We start from the raw sequence: 22582 nt of genomic DNA, 5'->3' as shown, positions 1-22582 counted from the left end.
TGAGAGGCTTTATTTTTATTAAACTCAAGCTTAACGGCTTAACAGTACCGGGTCTTCAATGGTATAACCGGTTTCAAAAGGAATCCCCAAATATTTGATTGTCACCAGCGTTTTATTCTGTTTAGGAACTTTATAGGCCTGGCTGATTTTTAAACCTTGCTGATAACTGACCGCTTGATGAGTCAGACTTTTTTGTGAGCCAGATTTTACTTGATATTGATAGGTCCATTTTGGCACTTTCTCTTGTGGATCATACCAGGCAGACGCATAGCCTTTGCTGGTTTTTAATAATTCAAGTCGAATATTCTGTTTTTTTACCGGAATGACTGGAATTAAACGCTTCTTGATTTTGGCAATTTCCTGATCAAATTTTTGACTACTTTGATCATAATCAATACGTTTGGTCTTCGGATTAATATACAGGGAATTCACCATCACCAGCTGGTTTGGCTGCTTGGATTTAAAATTATAATAATACAGTTGCGGTAAACGGCCTCGGCCATCCAGATAATGGCGCATCAGGTAGAGCTTTTGATCTTTAACCTCATACCCTAAGACTTCAATATTCTGAGGTCCGCCCACTGTGGCAAACGCCGCACAAGGCAAACCAACCAGTAAAACTGAAATGATAGCTTTTATTTTCATTGCTCATTAAACCTTATTATAGTGAGGATAAGCTTAATTTATCTTAAAATAGGGTAGAAATAATGAAGTCTTACTGATTGAGCAGATTAATCATATCATGTGCCAAAACTGCTACCAATTTGTTTAAACGCTGCTGAGGGGTACCTTTCAAATAGTAGTGGAACTGATGAACCTGAACTCCATCATCAATCGCGATAAAAAACGTGCCTTCCGGTTTTTCTGGTGTAGCACTGCCTCCAGGCTTAAGCAGGCCAGTACAGGCAATCACCCAGTCTGCATCCTGAAACATTTTTTTGCCTGCCTGAGCCAATGCAACAGTGACAGGCATAGATTCTGCGGTGTAACTATTGATTAGATCCTGTGATAGACCCAGTACCGAGACTTTGACACCGACGTCATAGCAGACCAAACCGCCCAGTAAAGTTTCGGCACCTTCTCCTTTACAGATGGAGAATTGACTGGTCAGATACCCAGAACTCGCACTTTCAATGAAGGCGATCTTGATCTCTTTTTCTTCAAGTAATTCACAACATGTTTTAAGCATAGTGCACATTTTGATAAGAGATAGCTTAAGTTTAATTTAGACCGGTTCTGGCTGGGTATCAACTCTGAATAGGGCTTTAATTTTGATATAAGGTAAAAATAAATTGCAAATTTATAAATTTGTAGCTTAAAAGAAGAGCTAGGGGCTGACTGTTTAAAGCTTGGGCAATCTCTGCAATTAATAGTTTCTTCCTCATAGGAATAATGGTAAAACAAAAATAAAGAGCTGAGTAAAAGTAGGTGGTAAGAATGAAAACTACAGTAAAATATGTCGTATTAAAAAGTCTGGACTATCAATTGGGTACACCTTTATTTCAGGAAGAAATTGATGCGGATGGCCAATATTTTGATCAAATTCCCCCTACTATTTCTTATCAAAATCTGAATTTTAAAGTAACCAGTAAAGAGTTAAAGCGTCTGTATCTCGCTGAAGAGCAGGAAGAATCACAAACGATTATTGTAAAAGTGATTGCTCAATACGATAAATAACTGCAACATCCATCAGGTCTTTTAGATATTCATACAAGGCCTGATTTTCTTATAAATATTATTGCCTTATTTATAAGATCTCTTGCGAAAGTTGTTATTGCAAGTTCATCCGGTTTACCAGTGCAGCGATTAAATTAATGCGTAAACCGAATCTTTTCCGTCTATTTCGATAGCGTTCACTTAGTATTCTAAATCTTTTCAATTGACTGTTAATATGTTCGATTACAACTCGTATTTTTCCAATCATTTTATTGTAATTTTTCTCAGCATCAAATAAGGGTAAATTCTTCTTTTTCTTTATTGGCATCAATAATTTAAAGCCATCTTGCTCTAATCCGTAGTACCCTAAATCGGTCATAACATAGTCACAATGTTTGAATTTCTTAACTGTTTTTCTTGCCAATTTAATATCATGCTGACTGCCAGACGATATATCTACTCCTATGATTTGTTTGCTCTTCGGATGATAGATCACTTGGGCTTTTAACGTATGTTTCTTCTTTTTACCACTGTAGAACTTACTGTGATTTTTTTTTCGGGCGTTCTATTAAACATTCTGTCGCATCAATAATTACCCAGTTAAATTGTTCGTCTGCTGTGGTAATGCTGCGTTTTGGCAGGGTAAAACGTCTTGATTTCATTAATGCATCTTCAACCTTTTTAATAGTTCGATTCACATTACTTTCAGCGATATGGTAATTTGCCGCCAATTCCAATTGGGTGTTGTAGCTCCGTAAGTAATTGAGTGTTAATAATAATTGATCCTCTATAGCTAAAGTATGAGGACGCCCTAATTTCTTTTTAAGTGATTCTGCTTCTTTTAAAACTTCGACCATTTCACTAAAAACTGCTCGAGGTACACCAACCAAGCGCTGGAATTCAGAATCTGAAAAACGATTTAATTTCTGATATTTCATGAAATCTATATTGAGGCAGTTTTACTTTCGCAAGAGGTCTATATTTGAAAATAAAAAAATCTAAAGCTATTTCTATTTTATAGATATATATTGCTGTTATTTGGAAAATCCATTTTTTTTAAATTTTTACTTTATAGAGTGTATTTTAATGTAAGTATGAGATTTAAATAAATTGCATAAAATAGACATATTTTTTCTTTCAGGTTTTATAAAAATAGTATAGATGAATTTCATTGTTTTTTTAAGTATTTGAAATTAAATATTTTATATAAAATAGATATTCTTTTTGTTTCAGTATCTAAACCTAAATTATTTTCTTTTTTACAAGAAGCCCTTATTAAGTTTTTGTTTTTTATAAAGGAATAAAAGGCTTAGCTTAATATTTTTTTATTATGTATTTTTTGCATTATAAAAAGTAATCTTTGTTTCTTTAGAAATTAAATTTCAATTACTTAAATTACTATTTTTTACATTGAATTAATATGTAACAGCTTATGGGTTGGCGAAGTTTAAAAACTGAGTAGAGTAGAGGGTAAGTCGAAAATATATATATCGGCTTTTGATTAAAGCGAAACCTAAGGAGAATACCCATGACTAATCAACAGAACCAGCAAGATCAACAGAATCAACAAAACCAGCAACAGCAACAGCAAGACCAGCAAGGTCAAAGAAACAACCAACAAAACCCTAATCAGCAGCAACAGAACCAAAAACAGCAAAATCCTAATCAGCAACAACAACAGCCGCAACGTAATCAGCAAGAACAACAGAATCAGCGTAATCAAAATCAATAACATTGGTGCGATCAATAAGATCAGCAGAATCTGCAGCACTAATGTGATTTAGGTTATCCTTTTTCAAAATAAAGACCGCCTTTTCAGGCGGTTTTTATTTAGACTTTATTTGTTCATTTTTTATTAACACTGAATGTTGGCTTTAATCTTATAAAAATTCAGGGCATTATCTAAGTCCTTCAGCAAGCCCGGTTCAGTATATTCTTTAGGTGCAAGTTTAAGCAGTGCTGGCATATAATAAGTTTTATATTCTTTAGGATAATCTTCACAAAGGATACGGGTGCGCTCTTTAATGCTCAGTATAGAAGAATCCAGTTGATCCAGATAGGCACTTAAACGATTATCTGATTGTTCAAACTGCGCTTTAGTGGTGGGGTCTGGTTCAGAAGATACATCTGCCTGCTGTTTCTGACAGCCTGTTAAAGTAAGTACTAAGAAGGCGCTCAAACATATAGGTAGTTTCATATTATTCAGATTCTGTTATTCGTCCTAAGAAAAGTATAGAGAGAAATATACAAATGCACACTGATCTTTAAGTTACAAGCCGTCTGAACGAAGAGTTTAGTAATAAAAAATGATCTATAGTCGCATCCATATTTTTTTCAAAAGTCGCTACTATCTTAAGATTATCGAGAAAATTTAATAAAACAACTATAGATCAAAATTTTAATAATATTCCTCAGTAGAAAATCATACATTTTTTATTGTTTGAATTACGTGTTATCAAAGAATCATTTTCTGAAATTGCAGCCTTCACATAAGTTTTCATAGGCAACATAAAAACTGACAATCCCTGCAAGAGTGAAACATGAATAGATGCTATTTATATAGCTGTTTTAGTGAAAATATAGGACAGAGCAATGATAAAGTGTATTTGTGCATTTGGTATAGGCGTAATGGTGGGTTGCTGCTATAAGTCTTGTAAGAGCAAAATGTGTCAGATGAAGGATAAAGATCACTCAACAAAAAATCAGGCTGAGGAGCCTGTACGTACCTAATTACCCTAGGCTTGAGGATTAATCTGAGGCAAGTGGCAAGTTTAGTAAGACTTTTTTCTAGAATAATTGAATATCGAGTACTATCTTTCACGCATAAAAGCTCTGCTCATGATCAAGCTTTTAAATTTAGGAGGAATACATGTTCCAATTTATATGCTGTTTATTGGGTCTACATGGCGCGACTGAAATCAAGTATATGGATGATGAGGACGTTAAAGAAGAGAGTGCTGATTTAAAAGAAACGATATAAGTGTCTTTCACTTTCAAAGTGTCGAAAACAAGACAATAACCCCATTTGCGAACTAAATGGGGTTTTACTTTAAGTCAATTTAATAAACTTAAATATTTAGGATAAACTTTCTCCATTTATATAAAAAACCACATAATACGGGTAATATTTAAACTAATTTATTATTAAAGGTCAATGTCTTTGGTAGCTTGAATTAAGTAGAATTTTTGTCAGTTTCAGGATAATGAAAAGATCAAAGAAAGAAATCTTTTCTCCGGTATCACAATTGAGTCAAAAATTACTTAAATAAAAAGATTTAATAGCTTTAATACCACTCTACGAGTTTGCCAATAGACAGTTCCTTATCTCAAGTATTCAGGTTTGTCATTAAAAGAAGTCTGGTTTTACGTTAATGAGTTATCTATATATCTTTATATTTTTCAATTTTTTATTTGGTTTTTGAGAGTCCATAAAGCTTGCTTAAACTTAAAAAAGAAAACTAAATTTTAAAATTAAAGTATGTTTTATTTTGTTGCAAAGAATCATTAAAGTGTAATATTTTGTTATTTAGAATATTCTTTAAGCGCTGTATAAAGGAGGTACAACCTTAAATAAGGGTAGATCAAATGACAAAAACAGAAATAGCTATATCTATATTCGTTGTATTGCTTATCACCCTGATGGTTTATTCCTTGGGACAAACATTTAATTATTAAACGGATTTCGATTCACTAAGGTAACCGTATAAAAGTGTGCCCAGTGACTAAGTGGTACACCAATTTAGGTTTTTCTAGCATAATTATTTTAGAGTGGTTCTATTGAACCGATTTAAACGATGTTTATTCTGGCAGACATGGCCTCCTCAAACTATTCGTTTTTTTTTGCATGTATTGGATATATATATAATTTTAGTGAAATTTCTGTCTATATTAAAAAAATAGTGGTTATAATTCCCCGCACTTGGCACATCTCTGTGCTTTTTAACTTAATTGTAAAATGTCTCTATATGAAGTTTAAATTTATTGGTGCTGTTGCACTCCTGCTTGGAATGATTAACCCCTTAGCTGCCATGCCTTTTGATCCATTAATTGGCACATGGAAGGTTATCGATGACCGTACTGGATATTATATTTCAGATATTGTAATCCGTAAGGATTCTAAAACAGAACAGTATAGTGCCGTTGTGACCAAAAACTACCCATTGCCAGGTGCTCCAATGAGTGAAGTGTGTACCAAATGCGCGGGCGTACTAAAAAATCAGCCATTTTTTGGAATGGAAACATTAAGAGGACTGGTTGCTAATGGTAAAGATCAGCAATTCAGTAAAGGAGTGTGGATCAATACGCAGGATGGGAAAACCTACCATATTGATGCTCAATTAAATGAATCAAGAGATTTGCTCAAAGTTCAAGGCAAAGCCAAGGGAAGCAACACGATGAGCAATATGACGTGGAAGAAGCTCTGATAGAGCTTGTACCCTTATGAGCGCATGTATTGATTCCAGGCTTTAAAAAACCAATCTACCAATGCGGTGGGTTTGTTCAAGAATTTGATAACTATTCTTTAAACTCTTGGAGAGTGATAGGTCGGTCTTTCACAAACCCTACAAGGCCTTCTCCATTTTTAAAGTGAATAGAAACACCTTCGTCATCAGGCATCAATACACCGTTCGCAGCAGGCGCTCTTTTCAACATGAAAGTTCTATCTAAGTTATCTGTCAGCAGCGCAGTTTCAAAATTACTTGACGATTTAAACTTAAGGATTAAATCCATTGGACTGCTGAGGGCGAGCCATGAATCTGTGCGGGAGTGAGGATGGAAATGCTGGGTACGCTACTCTCTACAGGACTGATCATTTCTGTAGGATATGAATTGCAGCCCAGTAAGTATGAAAGCAATAAGAGAAATACCAATGATGTATGAAAATTACTCTTTAATTCTCAGTCACAGATATAAAGATAATACTTCTTTAAATGGACTAGTGATGGTTTATTTGCATGTACTAGCTCAAACCTGATCTGACAGTTACCCGTTTTTTATTGTGCCTGTCAGGTTAAATTTGAGCCAAATTTTTCTCAGCCCAAATCCGTTTTCCATCAAGTAAAGTTTCAAGTGGTGTACGACCACAGCACATTTTTCCTTGATGAGTCCGTTCAGTATTATAGAATTTCAGCCAATCGTCTAGATCAACTTGTAATTCTTCCAATGAGCTATAAAGCTTCTTCCTAAACGTAATTTGATAGAACTCCTGCAAAATCGTCTTATGGAAACGCTCACATATACCATTTGTTTGCGGGGAAGCTGCTTTTGTCTTCGTGTGATCAATATCATTAACTGCCAGATACAACTCATAGTCATGTTGTTCTACCTTACCGCAATACTCAGTACCTCTGTCTGTGAGGATGCGAAGCATTGGTAAGTCCTGAGATTGATAGAATGGCAACACACGATCATTGAGTAAATCAGCCGCTGTAATCGGTGTTTTTGTTGTATAGAGCTTGCAATGAACGACCTTACTATAAGTGTCGATGAATGTTTGTTGGTAGATTCGTCCAACACCTTTGAGATTCCCGACATAAAAGGTGTCTTGCGCGCCTAAATAGCCTGGATGAGCTGTTTCGATTTCACCACAAGCAACGTCATCCTCATGCTTACGCTCAAGTGCCGCAATCTGCTGATCATTTAATTCAATACCATCCTGTGCCACTTTAGCCTCAAGTGCTTTTAAACGCTTCTTAAAGTTTTCTAAATCATGACGAAGCCATATAGAGCGAACCCCACTCCCTGAAACGAATACACCCTTCTTGCGTAATTCATTACTAGTACGGTGCTGACCATATGCGGGATATTGAATTGCGAAATCAATAACAGCCTGTTCAGTAGCATCATCTACACGGTTTTTTAAATTTGGTACTCGACGGGATTTATTGATCAGTGCGTCAATATCACCAGACTTCACTAACTCTTGATAGCGATAAAATGTATCTCTTGAAACACCCATCACTTTGCATGCTCTGGATACATTCTGAAGCTCTTCAGCTAAATTGAGCAGACCTACTTTGTGTTTAATGATTTGATTGTTAGTATGCAACATAAGAAAGTTACCTTTGTTTGATTAAGATTTCGACACCTTTATCAAAACGGGTAACTTTCTCTTTTTCAAGAAGAATGTACGATCAAGTCTGAACTAATACATATTAAACCTAAAACCATTTGCCAGTATAGAGAATACTTTGACCTTTATTTACCTTAGTTCAATTCGAAACCTATTTGAAATGACTAAAAATGGAGTATTGGATAAGTTCCAACTGTATCGGAGATCAGCAAAAAGCTTCACCTGCATAAGGACATCATTCACAAATACTACTCTTCATCAGATATGTTGCGATCATTGATAACAATTAAAAGCTTTCATACTTTCTCCACCCGGCCCAAGTGCCACTTTGGTTGCAGCTTTTTAAAATCTCAGGCCGCGTAAGGCGGTTTTTTTAACCCATTCTATTTGATTTGATTAAGACCTTGTCTTGATACATCTTTTCATCAGCTTCTAAAACAGCTGCTGATAATCCAGATTGGGGATTTCGCATTGCCAAACCAATTGCGGCACTAATACCAGCTTGTACCAACGCATGCTGAATTCTTAATACCAGCTTCTCAGCATTCTCTAAATCGGTTTCTATACTCAGTACTGCAAACTCATCACCACCTAAGCGAGCAACAATATCATTACTGCGTATATTATCTTTTAAGGTTAAAGCCATTCTTTGAATGAGTTCATCACCTGCCGCATGTCCTAAAGAATCATTGGTAATTTTGAGGTCATTAAGATCAATCATTAATATAGCAGTAGGATGGCCATATTGTTTGCAGCGCTCTTCTTCTAATTCAAGCAGTTTGTCCCATGCACGACGGTTAAACAGACCAGTAAGTGAATCACTAAGGGCCTCAGCTTCAAAATGTTCAGCTTTACGTATTTGTTGTGTCTCTCTTAATTCAGTTTGTAAGATATAACTCAGCATCTGTGCTAATAGTTCAAAAATCGCTGCCTCTTCAATAAGCATTTCTGACTTGGGTTGTGGATCAATAGCACAAAGTGTGCCAAAAAGTGAACCATCTTCTTTTACAAGCGGCTGGCCTACATATGCTTGTATATCTACCAGCTTGTTTATTGCGGCCTGACGGTATAGTGGAATAGCAGGTGAGTAGGGGGCAATGCGGGGAGCTTTACCTTGTACCATTTGGGAGCAAAAGGAATCAGCCCAACGAAACACTTGCCCTGGTTTAATGCCATAGCCATTATCTTCACTTTGCAGAACGATCCAGTCATCACCTTCAGTGCGGGTGATCATCCATAAATTGAAGCCAAAGCGAGTGTGCAGGTATTTTAAAACCGTTTGACCTGCTTCCTCAAAGCTTTTAAAACCAGCATGATTTATCATAAAGATTCACTATATCTAGGAAGTAATTTCAAATACTTGAATATAATTGTATATAGAAATCATGAATAAAAATACAGCTTTAAAAGTCTAAAGAAAAAAAGTATTCATAGCAGATCAGACAACATAAAATGAACAACACTCAAGGAGCAGACCACATAGCATTATTTCTAATAATTATAGGGCTTATACTGATTATTACAGACGTTATTTTGAACCTTACGCTTTACATAAAAAATCATATAGATGGAGGGGCAAGTTTCTTATGCAGGTTGCCTGAGGGGTATTTTGTCTTGGGTCATAGCTAAAATAAAACCCATCTTAAGATGGGTTTTTAAAGTAAGAATCCTATTTTTTGTATTCAGTAATGTTAATTGGCTTACCTTTAACTAACTCTACTACACCTTCGCCACGCTTAAAGTGAATAGATACACCTTGGTCATTCGCTAAACGTACACCACTGGCCGCTACAGTTTGCTTCAAATGATGAACTTTGCCTGAATTATCAGTCATTTCTGCTGTTTCAAAATTGTCAGATGACTTAAGCTGAATCGTTAGATCCATTGGTCCAACAAAGTTAATTACTTGGGTTTCAGCCGGAGTACTTGGTGTGCTTTCTACAGGAGGCGTTGATTCTGTAGGTTGGGTAGGAGATGAATTGCAGCCGGCCAGTGCCAAAGCAAGAAGTGAAGCACCAATTATATATTTCATATTGAACAAACCTTTTCGTTCTAAATCATAAGTATAAACATGTTAATTAGTTGGATAGAAATATAAAGATTTATTTACATTTGGATGACATAAAAAATACTGCGATGAGGAGGAGGAATTCTTATCTGAATTTACCTATAGGGGATATTTAACTTGCCTTATAGTCTTCCCCTTATGACTTTAATGTCTTTAAGCGGGGCTTAGCTTGGGGTAATCATCAGGCTGAATTTTCAATAGAGCAGATACGCAGTTGTTTTTTGTATTCAGCAGAACAGTCTTTGCAGAGGATTTTGTATTTCTCTGTTGAAGAGGGCTTTAGAGTCATCCAGAAACTTTAAGTATTCACCAATTTGAGCATCTGATTTTTCAAATTGAGCTTTGACCACTGGATCAACGCCAGATTTAGCAGTATTCGTTGCCTCTAATGGCTTGTGGCAGCTGGTGATTGTGAATGCCAAAGGGTGAGCCTTTTTATTACATATTGTTTTAGGTGTAATACACAAATCACTCTAAAGTGAATTGAAAGACTACAGATAGAAATGATAATTTTAAATCAAATCTTCCCAATACATGAGGTAAGCAATAATGAAGTTGTTAACTGTGGTTTGTGTGGGGTTTGCAGCAAGTTTTTCCTATAAAGCTATAAGAAATAGCAGGCCAACTCTTTCAAAGCCAGACTTTGATGAAGTAGTAAGTAAAGTTATGTTGGCAGGTTTTAAAGCCTAGTCGGGTTTTAAACTTCTCGATTTAATAAAAAGCTCGCCGTACGGTGGGCTTTTGTGCATTTATAATCTTTTAAAAATGAAAATAAGTGGCAATACATTTGTTGTACACCGTAATGCTAAGGGTTGATTTATCTTCATTATTAATTGAAGTTAAGCCACTGGACATTGCTATGGTTCCAGAGATCTTTGCCTTTATTTATGATGAAGCCTTAAAGGAGTATGAGCCATCAAAATATGAAATAGTCAATAAGCTGAAGTTTTTTTCAATAACTCTACGATCATTTGCAGAGCTCAGGGGAGAAGATGCCTATATTGAAATCAATACCTTAACTGTAATATTTAAATGCAGGCTCGGATCTAAATATTATTGGGTATTTGATATACCGGAAATAGATGATAAAGAGCAGTTTATTGACTGGCTGTCTTCTGAGTTAAATAAATTGTTATGAGAGTTTAAAACCCAATAAAACTTAAAGAATATAGATCCTTTTGTGTTAGGGTGTTGTTATCTTTCCCATGTGAAGAGTATGAGTCATGGGCCTAGTTCTTCTTGTGATTATTGTTTTAATCACATTCTTTGTAATGGTGAAACCCAGCCAACATAAGTCCGGTGGAAAGTTTAAAGAAATGACTAAAAATAAATTTGGTCATAAAATTTCCAGTGCAATTGAATTTCAGCACCCTATAATTGAAATAGTTGGCCCTCAACTTGATAACTCTGTGAGTAAAGTGGTTAATGCTCTCTTGATTATGGATACCACAAATACAGAATATACCTATGCGATTATGGTGGTTGTCGGTGGTATTCAAGTCGGTTATCTAAGTGACGTAGATGCTGAAAAGTTTCTCAAAATTTTAAAGGATAAGCGCCTATATGAAGATACCGGAATTGAAGTTAAAGCACTGATTTACGGAGACTGGGGTAATATTAATCAAACTACAAATTTTAAAATCAATTTAAATCTCCCTGAAAATTTTGAAGATTCAGAACTCAAATAGCTGGATTAACTCAATAAATCTCCTTCTGGAGATTTATTATTGCCAGGCGAAAAGTCATGCTCCCGTTCACATTTTGCTTATTCAGCCTGCATGATGTGACTGAGATTAGCGATAACAAAAAAGAATATCGGAACTGTGTGGAAAAACCGGGTATTCCTTGAGGTATAAAATTAACCCTACAATAGGGTTTGGTATCTTAGCTATAATTATATTTTTGGTAATCACTGGTGACCAAAATGGCCAATATTACGACAAGTAAATACGAAGAATTATTTATTAAACTCCATGAGGTTATTGCTAAGCGTAAGGAAAATCCAATTCATTTAAAAGTTCCTTTTAATACTGTTGATAAGGGCACTATTTTGCAATTGAATGAATACTTTCACAAACATGCTTTTAATTTCAAAACTCATTTAGAAGATGAGAATACATTTGTAATTACTGTAGAGTATTAATGATATTTAATTTGCCAAACATAGTTTGTATATAAAACCCCGTTAAATATGCATTATTGGTGGGTTTTTTCTTTTCTTATGGGTGGTGAATATTAAATCTGTATGGAAATTTCCAGATTTTCACTTTAAGAGAGCAATACTTTTTTTAAATATTCAGTTTGAGTAAAATGTATAGAGATTGTAGTTAAGCCTGTAGTTAAAGCTATCGTATTCGGTATGATTATGTTTTTATCTTGATAAGACAAAAGTTTATGAAAATTATCCAGAATTTATCTTTAATTTTAGCTGCAGTTGTATTGACAGCATGTGCAAATAATCCTGAACAGATGCCTTCTCAACCACCAAATACGATGACTAGCTGTATAGCGGATGAGGCAACGAAGCTGGTTGGACAAACTGGTTTATCTGAAGCAGTCATTAAAGCTAAAACTAAAGCTGAAACTGTACGAATGGTGGCACCAGGTCAGCCAGTAACTTTAGATTACCGTTCAGATCGAGTTACAGTAGTCACTGATCCACAAACTAAAATTATTGTTCAAGCATCTTGCGGCTAATAGCTCAAGGCTGAATAAAAAAACCATCTTCGGATGGTTTTTTATTGGATGATGTTCATGAAACCAAAAATATATTAAAACTTAACTCACAACGGCTTAAGTAAAAATAAACTGACAATTAAAGGAATCGTCTTCTTATAACATAGGTTAATACATTGTTTGAAAAGTCACATTTAATAGTGAATTGATACAAGCTTCTATACTTAAAAAACATAAGATTCTGATAGATTAAAATTACAACAAAAAAACTGGAGGTTTGTATGAAAAATATACCAAATGGAACACAGGTTATTCATCATATCTCATTTTTCACTCATGCCTATTATAAGGAGGAAAATGGAGTCTTAAAGGTTTGGAGTGAGGGAGAATGGATAGACGCATTGATACCCAGTATTAATAAAATGATTGATAACGGTTTTGAGTTAGAAGTTATTCACAGCTAGTACCGGGAATAAATAAGCATTCATTTCTCAAAATTGGTAATGATCCCCACTTCTTAGTGGGGCTTTTAATATCTGGAAAATATGCTCTAATTCCCATTTTGCTTATTCGGTTTATATAATGTGACTGAGATTTAGCATACAGTTGATGATAAAAAGTTGAAATTCATCAAGAATTGTTGAAAAGTAAAGTAATTCATAGTAAATTACTCAACATTAAGTAATTCTCCACACTTTTACTTAATTTCAGTTTATAGCCTGCATTTTCCCCAAAGTGCAGGTTTTTTTATTTCTTAAATTCACTGGACGGATTACTGCATATAAAATCCCACTAAATATACATTATTAGCGGGTTTTTTCTTTTCTTATTGATGAGATGCTTATGGCAGAAGAAGTATAAGCTAAATAAGGCTTAGAATTTTGCAGTGCTGAGCTGTCCAAGTATCAGAATCTCAAACGGTCTGAATTAATACAAAATGAGTTACTAGCAATTGACGGAATTATGATTAAGCTGAAAGAGTGGATAATAATTTATGTGTGGCGTTATATGCGTAATGCCATATTATTTGAGGTAATGTACAGCGTAACAGATATTTTGAATTCCAAAAAGCCCATCAGGTAGATAGGCTTTTCTTGCTAATCAAGATATTGAGCTATGATTTATTTTTTGTCTGCATTTTCTTTTTGATCATGCTGCTCTTTCGTAGGGTTTGTATCATCTTGATCAGGCTTATCTTGTGCGGGCTTCTGTATCTGGTTGTCTGATTTAGGCTTGTTGTCAGTAGCGTTATTTGAAAATTGATTGAAAGACGCTTTTTGAGCGGTATTTGTATTAACTAACATAGTTTTCTCAATTTTGTTTGCCGAAGATTCGACCTAGTAAGAATGGCACAGTAGAAGCAGTTACAATGAGGTAGCTTAGGGATGCATTTGTAGGTATATGTACGATTAAAATGTTTATATCTTATTTATATTTCAAAGGTTTTTTAGTAAACACTCGATCATATTGATCCATCTCACTATTTAAATAGTCAATGAATTTAATTTATATTTAGTAGATACCTAATCTGTACAGTGTCTGTTTGCTTAAAATAATACTAAAAAATATGTGCCAGATGATTTGAAGTAGTCTGTTGAGATGGCTTGCGTAATAAATTATTCTAAAATGCCAAAAATAATCACGTGATATTAAATGAAAATAAAAGACTTAATCGAAAGAACTTCAAAAGTTAAGCCCTGAGCTTGATGTATATACGCTCAGTGAAGATGATGAAATAATAAAAGCTAAAAGCGTGGCTGAAGTGTTTGAGATTAAGGATGTTAGCTCCACAATGCTGGAGCTTAGCCGTGATGAAAAATACAAGCCTAAATTTACATTCTTTCCAGTGAAGAAAGGGCAGAAAACTTGCTTTATAAATTTTACGTCTAATTTTTAAGTAAGATCTCCTTCGGGAGTTTTTTATTGCCGATTTTAAGGGGGCACAATGTCGAACGAGACACAAATGGTGGATGCTTAACGAGCAGTCGCAATCACTGCAGGGACTGGAATCACGATTATTTCCCGGCGTGCTACTTATTCTCATTTTTATTATTACCTATTCGATCTAATAGGTTTGTCGTCAAGCATGATAACTGTATTGTGCTAAAATTCCAGCCTATAAATCAGTAAATTAAATAAGCAGTCTACAAAAAATAAATTTTGTAGACTATTGAAGTGCAATAAAGTCAAATTGAATGCAATATGATGTAATAATGAAAGTGTTTAAGTTTTTGAAAATACATGGATATTTAATCTAATGCAAGCGCTTGCAATCAGCACCAGACTAGGAGGATTCTATTTTTTCTATTATGCAGTTGTGGGGGGCATTCATGCCATTCTGGAGCCTTTATCTGGAAGATCAGGGGTTTAATTACCAGGAAATAGGTATCTTGTCTTCTATTGCAATTGTTACCCGTTTCTTTGCCCCTTTAATTTGGGGATGGCTCGCGGACAAGTCAGGCAAGCGCATGTTATTGGTTCGTATTGCTACTTGGATGGAAGCCTGTATCTGGTTCATGATTTTTCTTATTCCCAATAACTTTCAATCCGTTGCCTTACTCATGCTTATTTTCAGCTTTTTCCAGAATGCGATTCTGGCACAGTTTGAAGGCGTAACCTTATTCTGGCTAGGTGAAAAGAGAGCAGAGCTCTACGGTAAAGTCCGTAAATGGGGATCTATTGGCTTCATCGTCGGCGTCTTTGGCTTGGGGGCTGTATTTGAAGTAATTCCGATCAGTATGCTGCCAGTCCTTTTATTATGTATTTCATTTATAACTTTTCTTTGGTCATTTAGTATTAAAGAACCGACGGCAGCGCCGGTGGCACAGAAAAAACTGGATACCATCTGGCCAATATTTAAACGGCCAGTGGTTTATAGTTTCTTTCTCATAGAATTAATTATGCTGTTCTCACATGCGCCATTTTACAGTTTTTATAGCAATTATCTGAGTCAGGCCGGATTTAGTACCAGCCAGATCGGATTGCTCTGGTCAGTGGGTGTAATTGCAGAAATTATCATGTTTGCTTATGCCACCTTCTTTCTCAGTCGCTGGTCATGGCGGCATCTAATCATGCTTTGCCTGTTAACGACCGGACTAAGGTGGTTAGTGGTCGGTTTATTTCCATCCTCCTTTGTTGCACAATTCTTGACACAAACGATTCATGCTTTAAGTTTTGGTCTATTTCACATGATTGCCATGCGAGTCATTTTTCAGAATTTCTCTGCCGGGCAGCAGGGCCGTGGGCAGGCACTTTATAGCACTATGTGGGGAATCGGTGTGGCGACAGGAAGCATTCTAGCAGGCCATTATTGGGATCAATTAGGCGGAGATATCATCTTTTTTGCAGCTGCAGCCTCAACTTTGCTAGGTTTTCTGCTGCTAGGGGGCTTACCTAACAAAGTTGAATTACCATCTTCAAACAGTTAAATCACTTTAAAGACGAATTTTGGCATATTGATCAAACCAGGGCTGTGCCTGCTCTAATTGTGCTGCAAGTTGCAAAAGTAAATCTTCACGAGCAAAAGGTGCAATAAACTGTGAGCCGAGCGGCAAGTTCTGTTTATTCCAGTACAAAGGTACAGACATAGCCGGCAGTCCGGTGATATTCGCCAGCTGGGTAAAAGGAACCCATTTCAAGTTTTCTTTTACAATCTGATCTACCAGTTTGCCTTGTGCCAGCAAATGCGCTTTCTTCATGCCTAAGAGCGCCTTTAATAGGGGTTTTTGCCACCCCGGAATTTTTACTTCGCCATTTTGAGGAGCGACACTCGCTGTAGCAGGTGTCAAGTAAAGATCATAACGTTCAAAGAAATGATTCATTTGAGTCGCATATTGTCCCCAGTTATTTAAATTATGAATATATTCCAAGGCGGTAGTTTTGGCTCCAAAGGCTGCGAGTGCCAAAGAGTCCAGTTCAAAATCACCAGTTTTGGAGGGATAACTTTTTTGAATCTCATCCAGCATATAAGAGAACTGACTAAACCAGGTGGTAATAAAATCTCTGGCCAATTGCATACCATCAATATTCGGCTGATCTTCTACGACTTCATGACCCAGCGATTCGAGTAAGCGGGCTGTTTGTTCAATTGCCTGAATCGCATCCTGGGAAACTCTAGTACCAATAGTAGAACGGGTATTAAAAGCGATTCTCAGTTTTTTGGGTGGATGCTGGATGGCTTCCAGATAAGGTTGCTGCGGAGTCTGGATTTTGAAAAGTGAACTATGATCTTCGCCATGCGTTGCATCCAGCATGGCCGCACTATCGCGTACAGTTTTGGTGAGCACATGCTGAATCGCTGCCCCATGCATGGCCTCACTCATTTGCGGCCCCCACGGAGTACGGCCACGACTTGGTTTTAAACCAAATAAACCACAATATGAAGCAGGAATACGAATAGAGCCGCCACCATCACCAGCACCAGCAATAGGGACTATACCGGCAGCCACGGCAGAGGCCGACCCTCCAGATGAGCCACCGCTATTATGTTTTAGATTCCATGGGTTTTTACAGCTTCCCCAGGCATCGGGTTCGGTAATCCCTTTAATGCCAAATTCGGGAGTATTGGTGCGGCCAAAGGTGACAATACCGGCCTTTTCCCAGCGGTTGACAATTTCAGCATTGGTATCGGCAATATAGCCAGTACGTTTCATACCCTGACAGCCATAAGACGTTGGGTAGCCTGCATATTCCTGGAACAGGTCCTTAACCAGAAATGGCACACCAGCAAAAGGCCCTGTCAGCTTGTGCTGAGTCCGTTGTAATGCATGTTCATGCATGGGAATGATAATGGCATTTAAGAGGGGATTAACTGCTGCACTGCGTTCCAGTGCAATCGACAAAAGTTCACTTGAATGTACCTGCTTCTTTGCAACCAGTTCGGCCAGCCCTAGACCATCATATTGTAAATATTCTTCAAATTTCATAGTGTTCCTTCAATTTTTGTTGCGTCTCAAGGTTGTAGAACATTTCAATTGCGGATGCAAGCCCACTTGATTATGATTGGAATGTGTCTGAACTAAGGCTAACGCTTAGAGAGCAGCCTCTATAAAACTCTATCATTTGATGGAGAACATGGGGCTTTATTGAGTTATGTGCTTATATAATTTAGTCGGTCTGTACGATTACAGGGGTTTCCTCATACTCTAATGACACTTCCTTTACACTCAATTAATTAAATCTGCCTTGAAAATATCTACTACAAGCCTGAGTGTGAAATCATAACGGCCGCCCAACCTTATAAGCTTTTGTTAATTGTAGTTGCTTGATTAAATAACTGTTTTATCACTGAATATAGATCGAAAACCCACGTGTCTTTCTAAAATCATCCATACAAAATAGATACAAAAAAGACAAGAAAAGAGATCTATATTTTTGGTTAACGTGGTAATAATTTATTTTTCGTATCTTAGGTCCTGTTATTTGATTTACTCAGATACGATCTCCTTAAAATATGATAACTTAGAACAAATTTATTCAAATGATATTGGTGAATATGAAAAAAATATGTCTTAGCCTTGCCTTACTCATGACCTCACCTTGGCTAATGGCAACAGAGAATAAAAGTGCCTCTGATACGACGATCAAATCCGCTGAAATTCCGAATACTTTTACAGTCAATACCCGTCCCGAAATTGTGGGGTTATGGGGAATGGAAATTCCAAAAAATAAAAAATGTATCGAATATTATAATTTTAAATCAAATAATAGCGTGATTATTAAAAGTGGAGAGGAGTGGACTTCAGGACTTTACGATTATCAGCCTGCCCAGAATCCTGCAGAACAGATTCCGGCTTTAATCTTGCAGGTACGTTATGACAATAATGAAAAGGACTGTTCCGGTAACCAGGTGGATCAGTCCGGGGAAGTTTCACAATATTTTGTACAATGGAAAAATCCCTATACCATCAATTTCTGTGCCAATGAAAAAGCAGAACAGTGTTTCGCCGTATTAAGACGGGTTTTGCCATAAGAAAATAAAAAACCGCTGAATTTCAGCGGTTTTTTAATAGGTCTTTACAGATCAAGAAGCAGCTTCTTTTTCTTCTGCACCTTCAAGTTGCTTAAGCAAATGCTTTTCCAGATAATGAATATCCATTGCCTGCTCAGAGAAATTCTTATCTTGCAAAATCAAATCCTTATGCAAAGGAATATTGGTCTTGATACCAGTCAGAATCATTTCTTCAAGTGCATTTTTCATTCGTGCCAATGATGTTTCACGATCTTTACCATGTGCAATCAGCTTGGCAATCATGGAATCATAGTAGGGCGGAATACTATAACCTGGATAGATATGCGAATCTAAACGGATACCGGCGCCTCCTGGGGCATAGAAGGTTTCAATCTTGCCTGGAGAAGGCATAAAGGTTGAAGGATCTTCGGCATTAATACGACATTCAATCGCATGGCCTTTTACCTGCACATCTTCTTGTTGAATATCGAGGCCAAGACCAGCCGCGATTCGAAGCTGCTGCTCGATTATATCAATCCCTGTCACCATTTCAGTCACAGGATGCTCAACCTGAACGCGGGTATTCATTTCAATAAAGAAGAATTCGCCTTCTTCAAACAAGAATTCGAATGTACCTGCACCACGGTATTGCATCATCTTGCAGGCATTGACACAGGCTTCCAGAATGTCAGCACGTGCCTGTTCTGGCAGGTTAGGTGCTGGAGCTTCTTCCAGAACCTTTTGATGACGGCGTTGTAATGAACAGTCACGATCATACAGATGAACTGCATGTCCATTCCCATCACCCAAGACCTGAATCTCGACGTGACGCGGTTTTTGCAGGAAACGTTCCATATAAACCGTATCATCACCAAACCACATTTCAGCATCACGCTGCGCAGCCTGTACAGATTCCAGTAGGGTATCGACACGCTCTACAATACGCATACCACGACCACCACCACCAGATGCTGCCTTAACAATCAGCGGGAAGCCGATTTCTTTGGCTTCAGCCAGCGCATTTTGTGGAGTCACTGCATGAGCAGAGCCGGGAACCGTTGGTACACCTGCTTTACGCATTGCTGTAATGGCTGATACTTTATTACCCATTAAGCGGATATGTTCAGGACGTGGACCGATAAAAATAAAACCAGAACTTTCAACGATTTCTGCAAATTCAGCATTTTCAGCCAGAAAACCATAACCAGGATGGATCGCATCCGCGCCAGTAATTTCCGCAGCAGTAATAATCGCAGGAATATTCAGGTAGCTATCGCTACTTGCACCTGGACCTATACATACGGCTTCATCACAGAAACGTAAATGCATCAGATCCTTGTCTGCATCTGAATAGACACCGACGGTCTTAATTCCTAAAGTTCTACAAGCCCGTGTGATGCGCAAGGCAATTTCACCACGGTTTGCAATTAAAACTTTTTGCAACATTATAAATCCCCGAGGTGATTAAGCGCGGTAACGGAAAAGTGGCTGGCCAAATTGAATCACTTCACCATTTTTTACCAGAATTTCTTCAATCACACCGCTTTGTGTTGCTTCAATCGGGTTCATGATTTTCATGGCTTCAATAATACCCAGCGTTTCACCCGCAGATACAGTTTGACCGATTTTGACAAAAGGTGCTTCGCCTGGGCTAGGAGCTGCATAGAACACGCCAACCATTGGAGAGGTTTCGACTGCACCACGAGGAGATTTGGTCACCGGAACAACATCAGCCGCCGGGGCAGGCATTGCAGGAACAGCTGCTGCAACCACTGGACTGCGACGAGTTAAAGCAATCGACTGATCACCTTCTTTAACTTCGAGCGCCTGTAAGTCAGATTCAATCATCAACTCGATGAGTTTCTTGATTTTACGGATATCCATGAGACAGTATTCCTAATTAAGATTGCTTAGAAGATTGTATTTTTTCAATGACATAGTCGAGTGCAGCTGTATAGCCTTTAGCACCCAAGCCACAGATCACTCCGACTGCTTTATCGGAGAGGTAAGAATGGTGTCGAAATGCCTCACGCGCGTGGACGTTAGACAGGTGCACCTCAATAAAAGGGATCGCCACACCCAGAAGGGCGTCACGCACGGCAACAGACGTATGCGTCAAGGCAGCCGGATTAATAATGATATATTCGACATTATCTTGTTGAGCTTGGTGAATTCGGTCAACAATGGCACCTTCCCAGTTGCTCTGGAAGGTGTCGAGTTGTAAAGTAGCTGATTGAGCCTGAGCCACCAGTTGCTGGTTAATATCGTCTAATGTTAGATGACCGTAAACTTCCGGTTCGCGCTTTCCTAGCAAATTTAAATTCGGTCCGTGAATAACCAGAATGGTCGAATTCATCTAACGTGCTCCAATTGAAAAGTATCAGGACAAGTTTGCAAGATCACTGCAAAATTTGTCTATTATGGCATGATTTCCCACATTTTTTTTATAATTTCTTTGAATTGACGTAGAAAGTGTGTGCCGAACAGTGGGCATATAATGAAAACTTTGCAAGGATTTGACAATGTTAAAAACTTACAAATCTAGGTCAATCTTCATTTTTTTTATTGTAAACCTGATTGGCAAAAACAGTTAATATTGTTTGTGTAATCTTGTCTTCATACAATCTTATTCATGGACTCAAGCGTTGTATTGATCAAGTTCTTAAAATTTTTTGGCTTAAAAATTCAGGGTTGATTTTAAATCTAGGCCAGTTCTAAACCACTGAGGTTTTATAAACTGAGTCGTTGTTAAAAATTTTAAACAGCATCCTATTCTTAACGCTTTATGTCAACCAGTTAAGTTTAAGAAAATAAAGAAAACTAGTTGTTTTATCTGATAATAATTCTTACTTGGTGGTGTTGAGCATGCTGAGGGAAAGTTATATTTTACTTATATTTCCTGAAATTTTATAAACGCAAAATCTAGAAAAGGTTTTTGAAACAGAAATCTTTGTAGAGAGCTTAAAACTTTTAAAAAATTAAAAAGGCAGTCATTTAGTGCTGATATATGGCACTGATAATCAAGTAAACCAGGTTCGGCAATTGACTCAACTGATCAGTTTGATAGTGTGGAAGTATAAAATATCGGCGTTTTTCAAGTGGCAGAAATGTGCAAAATATCAGGTGATGCCAGCTTCTTATACATTGCTATATAGTGGTTAAAGACTTTCTCCTTTAGTTTATTGCTTGTATTTAAAGCAAAATATACTAAGACATTATTCATGCACTTCAAGCTAGGCCTGGAGTAGCGCTATAATTAAGTTTTATTTTTTCAAAAAATACCATGACACCAGCCTGTAAACTGCTTAAATCACAAAAAATCCCATATAGCATCCATGAATATGAGCATGATCCACAGGCCAAAAGTTTTGGTCTGGAAGCAGCCGAAAAGCTAGGGCTTGCTGTTGCAGAAGTTTTTAAAACCTTATTGGTAACCGATGAGAAACAATATTTTGTCGCAATTCTACCTGTACATTATCAGTTAAATCTGAAGAAAGTAGCAGCAGCTTTAGGTTGCAAAAAGCTGCAAATAGCAGATCCTAAACATGCTGAACGCTTAACGGGTTATATGGTCGGTGGTATTAGTCCTATTGGTCAGAAAAAGCGCTTAAAAACAGTAATTTGTATTAGTGCAAGCCAGCTTGAAAAAATGTATGTAAGCGGTGGGAAAAGGGGGCTTGATATTGGGATAAATCCGCAAGATTTAGCACGGATTTTAGGGGCAGAATTTGCCGATATTGTAGATGAATAATTAAGTTTTAAAAATTGAAATTTGGCTCTTGGTTTTCAAGGTTACTCATAATGATACTCACATAGTGAAATGCCTGCTTCTTAATGATTTGGTGCTCGATTTACAGGGATAGAATTTACTTTGGTGAGTTTTTTGGCGCTAATTATGCCACCAGTCACATTTCTTGAAGCACTTCGGTACGCTCACAGTAAAAAGATCATTCTGCCTGATGAGTTCTCAATAGGCTTAACGACGCAGAAGATGGTGACTAGGGTGAGCTTTCCTCCTATTGATCTATGAAGGATTGGGTCAATATGAAATCTCTGGCCAGGCTTTATCATGACTAAAGAATCAGATCGAGCATTAGTGCCTTTTTTTTGGTCTTGTCTTAGATTTTGATAGAGCTAAACCTTTCACAAAAGAATCTAG

Annotated in this window: 24 protein-coding genes and 2 pseudogenes; 12 read left to right on the top strand and 14 right to left on the bottom strand. The window is 37.0% G+C overall.

Features of this window, described 5'->3' with window-relative positions:
• Positions 1-30: 30 nt before the first annotated feature.
• The gene (locus tag E5Y90_RS07720; RefSeq protein WP_151205469.1) at positions 31-645 is read right to left on the bottom strand and encodes an aminotransferase; all 615 of its coding nucleotides are present in this window, start codon (positions 643-645) and stop codon (positions 31-33) included.
• Between the two features lie 70 nt (positions 646-715).
• Complete coding sequence (locus E5Y90_RS07715; protein ID WP_151206172.1) at positions 716-1189, bottom strand: CinA family protein; 474 nt, start codon at positions 1187-1189, stop codon at positions 716-718.
• Positions 1190-1437: 248 nt separating this feature from the next.
• Between E5Y90_RS07715 and E5Y90_RS07710 the strand changes: the two genes are divergently transcribed.
• A complete protein-coding gene (locus E5Y90_RS07710) occupies positions 1438-1677 on the top strand; it encodes a hypothetical protein (RefSeq protein WP_151205471.1) in 240 nt (79 codons plus the stop codon).
• A 94-nt stretch (positions 1678-1771) separates the two neighbouring features.
• On the opposite strand, the gene E5Y90_RS07705 is transcribed toward E5Y90_RS07710, so the two are convergent.
• Positions 1772-2594, bottom strand: a protein-coding gene (locus E5Y90_RS07705; protein ID WP_174659891.1) for an IS5 family transposase whose coding sequence is annotated in 2 segments (ribosomal slippage) — positions 1772-2212 and positions 2214-2594 — 822 coding nt in all. Because the reading frame shifts where the segments join, the coding sequence is not laid out codon by codon here.
• 590 nt (positions 2595-3184) lie between these two features.
• On the opposite strand from E5Y90_RS07705, the gene E5Y90_RS07700 reads away from it, so the two are divergent.
• Complete coding sequence (locus E5Y90_RS07700) at positions 3185-3388, top strand: hypothetical protein (RefSeq protein WP_174659890.1); 204 nt, start codon at positions 3185-3187, stop codon at positions 3386-3388.
• 123 nt (positions 3389-3511) lie between these two features.
• Here the strand turns inward: E5Y90_RS07700 and E5Y90_RS07695 are convergent, their stop codons facing one another.
• The gene (locus E5Y90_RS07695; protein ID WP_174659889.1) at positions 3512-3853 is read right to left on the bottom strand and encodes a hypothetical protein; all 342 of its coding nucleotides are present in this window, start codon (positions 3851-3853) and stop codon (positions 3512-3514) included.
• A gap of 1597 nt (positions 3854-5450) precedes the next feature.
• Between E5Y90_RS07695 and E5Y90_RS07690 the strand changes: the two genes are divergently transcribed.
• Positions 5451-6080 (top strand): DUF2147 domain-containing protein, encoded by a 630-nt coding sequence (locus E5Y90_RS07690; RefSeq protein ID WP_373688396.1) that lies wholly within the window; start codon positions 5451-5453, stop codon positions 6078-6080.
• A gap of 91 nt (positions 6081-6171) precedes the next feature.
• On the opposite strand, the gene E5Y90_RS07685 is transcribed toward E5Y90_RS07690, so the two are convergent.
• From E5Y90_RS07685 to E5Y90_RS07665, 5 genes are all read right to left on the bottom strand, one after another.
• Positions 6172-6387 (bottom strand): hypothetical protein, encoded by a 216-nt coding sequence (locus E5Y90_RS07685; RefSeq protein WP_174659888.1) that lies wholly within the window; start codon positions 6385-6387, stop codon positions 6172-6174.
• A gap of 280 nt (positions 6388-6667) precedes the next feature.
• Positions 6668-7708 carry an IS481 family transposase gene (locus tag E5Y90_RS07680; protein ID WP_004642076.1) on the bottom strand — a complete coding sequence of 347 codons (1041 nt, stop codon included), beginning with the start codon at positions 7706-7708 and terminating at the stop codon, positions 6668-6670.
• Positions 7709-8102: 394 nt separating this feature from the next.
• Positions 8103-9050: a GGDEF domain-containing protein gene (locus E5Y90_RS07675; protein WP_151206371.1), complete on the bottom strand. Its 948-nt coding sequence runs from the start codon at positions 9048-9050 to the stop codon at positions 8103-8105.
• A 348-nt stretch (positions 9051-9398) separates the two neighbouring features.
• A complete protein-coding gene (locus tag E5Y90_RS07670; RefSeq protein ID WP_151205489.1) occupies positions 9399-9761 on the bottom strand; it encodes a lysozyme inhibitor in 363 nt (120 codons plus the stop codon).
• Between the two features lie 263 nt (positions 9762-10024).
• A complete protein-coding gene (locus E5Y90_RS07665; RefSeq protein ID WP_174659887.1) occupies positions 10025-10219 on the bottom strand; it encodes a hypothetical protein in 195 nt (64 codons plus the stop codon).
• A gap of 127 nt (positions 10220-10346) precedes the next feature.
• On the opposite strand from E5Y90_RS07665, the gene E5Y90_RS07660 reads away from it, so the two are divergent.
• The 6 genes and pseudogenes from E5Y90_RS07660 (at position 10347) to E5Y90_RS07635 (ending at position 12937) form a co-directional block, all read left to right on the top strand.
• Positions 10347-10487, top strand: a complete 141-nt coding sequence (locus E5Y90_RS07660; RefSeq protein ID WP_174659886.1) for a hypothetical protein — start codon at positions 10347-10349, stop codon at positions 10485-10487.
• 85 nt (positions 10488-10572) lie between these two features.
• Positions 10573-10935 (top strand): hypothetical protein, encoded by a 363-nt coding sequence (locus E5Y90_RS07655; protein ID WP_174659885.1) that lies wholly within the window; start codon positions 10573-10575, stop codon positions 10933-10935.
• A gap of 85 nt (positions 10936-11020) precedes the next feature.
• On the top strand, positions 11021-11485 hold the full coding sequence (locus tag E5Y90_RS07650; RefSeq protein ID WP_174659884.1) for a hypothetical protein: 465 nt from the start codon (positions 11021-11023) through the stop codon (positions 11483-11485).
• Positions 11486-11721: 236 nt separating this feature from the next.
• Positions 11722-11940, top strand: a complete 219-nt coding sequence (locus E5Y90_RS07645) for a hypothetical protein (RefSeq protein ID WP_174659883.1) — start codon at positions 11722-11724, stop codon at positions 11938-11940.
• Between the two features lie 359 nt (positions 11941-12299).
• A pseudogene (locus E5Y90_RS17645) lies at positions 12300-12494 on the top strand (I78 family peptidase inhibitor); the annotation flags it as partial.
• Between the two features lie 260 nt (positions 12495-12754).
• Positions 12755-12937 (top strand): hypothetical protein, encoded by a 183-nt coding sequence (locus E5Y90_RS07635; RefSeq protein ID WP_151206181.1) that lies wholly within the window; start codon positions 12755-12757, stop codon positions 12935-12937.
• Positions 12938-13594: 657 nt separating this feature from the next.
• Here E5Y90_RS07635 and E5Y90_RS07630 read toward each other — a convergent pair.
• On the bottom strand, positions 13595-13777 hold the full coding sequence (locus E5Y90_RS07630; protein WP_174659881.1) for a hypothetical protein: 183 nt from the start codon (positions 13775-13777) through the stop codon (positions 13595-13597).
• A 953-nt stretch (positions 13778-14730) separates the two neighbouring features.
• Between E5Y90_RS07630 and E5Y90_RS07625 the strand changes: the two are divergent.
• A pseudogene (locus tag E5Y90_RS07625) lies at positions 14731-15901 on the top strand (MFS transporter).
• Positions 15902-15907: 6 nt separating this feature from the next.
• Here E5Y90_RS07625 and E5Y90_RS07620 read toward each other — a convergent pair.
• Positions 15908-17398 carry an amidase gene (locus E5Y90_RS07620; RefSeq protein ID WP_174659879.1) on the bottom strand — a complete coding sequence of 497 codons (1491 nt, stop codon included), beginning with the start codon at positions 17396-17398 and terminating at the stop codon, positions 15908-15910.
• A 602-nt stretch (positions 17399-18000) separates the two neighbouring features.
• On the opposite strand from E5Y90_RS07620, the gene E5Y90_RS07615 reads away from it, so the two are divergent.
• Positions 18001-18444 (top strand): hypothetical protein, encoded by a 444-nt coding sequence (locus E5Y90_RS07615; RefSeq protein WP_171480671.1) that lies wholly within the window; start codon positions 18001-18003, stop codon positions 18442-18444.
• 51 nt (positions 18445-18495) lie between these two features.
• Here the strand turns inward: E5Y90_RS07615 and accC are convergent, their stop codons facing one another.
• The 3 genes from accC to aroQ are packed head-to-tail and all read right to left on the bottom strand — an operon-like array spanning position 18496 to position 20779.
• Complete coding sequence (gene accC / locus E5Y90_RS07610; RefSeq protein WP_151203050.1) at positions 18496-19869, bottom strand: acetyl-CoA carboxylase biotin carboxylase subunit; 1374 nt, start codon at positions 19867-19869, stop codon at positions 18496-18498.
• A gap of 18 nt (positions 19870-19887) precedes the next feature.
• Entirely contained in the window at positions 19888-20307 is a 420-nt protein-coding gene (gene accB, locus E5Y90_RS07605) for an acetyl-CoA carboxylase biotin carboxyl carrier protein (RefSeq protein WP_151203051.1), read from the bottom strand.
• Positions 20308-20323: 16 nt separating this feature from the next.
• Positions 20324-20779 (bottom strand): type II 3-dehydroquinate dehydratase, encoded by a 456-nt coding sequence (gene aroQ / locus E5Y90_RS07600; RefSeq protein ID WP_174659878.1) that lies wholly within the window; start codon positions 20777-20779, stop codon positions 20324-20326.
• Between the two features lie 927 nt (positions 20780-21706).
• Between aroQ and ybaK the strand changes: the two genes are divergently transcribed.
• A complete protein-coding gene (gene ybaK, locus E5Y90_RS07595; RefSeq protein WP_174659877.1) occupies positions 21707-22174 on the top strand; it encodes a Cys-tRNA(Pro) deacylase in 468 nt (155 codons plus the stop codon).
• Positions 22175-22582 lie beyond the last annotated feature (408 nt).

Source organism: Acinetobacter sp. 10FS3-1 (genome assembly GCF_013343215.1).
Classification (GTDB): domain Bacteria; phylum Pseudomonadota; class Gammaproteobacteria; order Pseudomonadales; family Moraxellaceae; genus Acinetobacter; species Acinetobacter lwoffii_C.
This window is presented reverse-complemented; position numbering and strand designations above follow the sequence as displayed.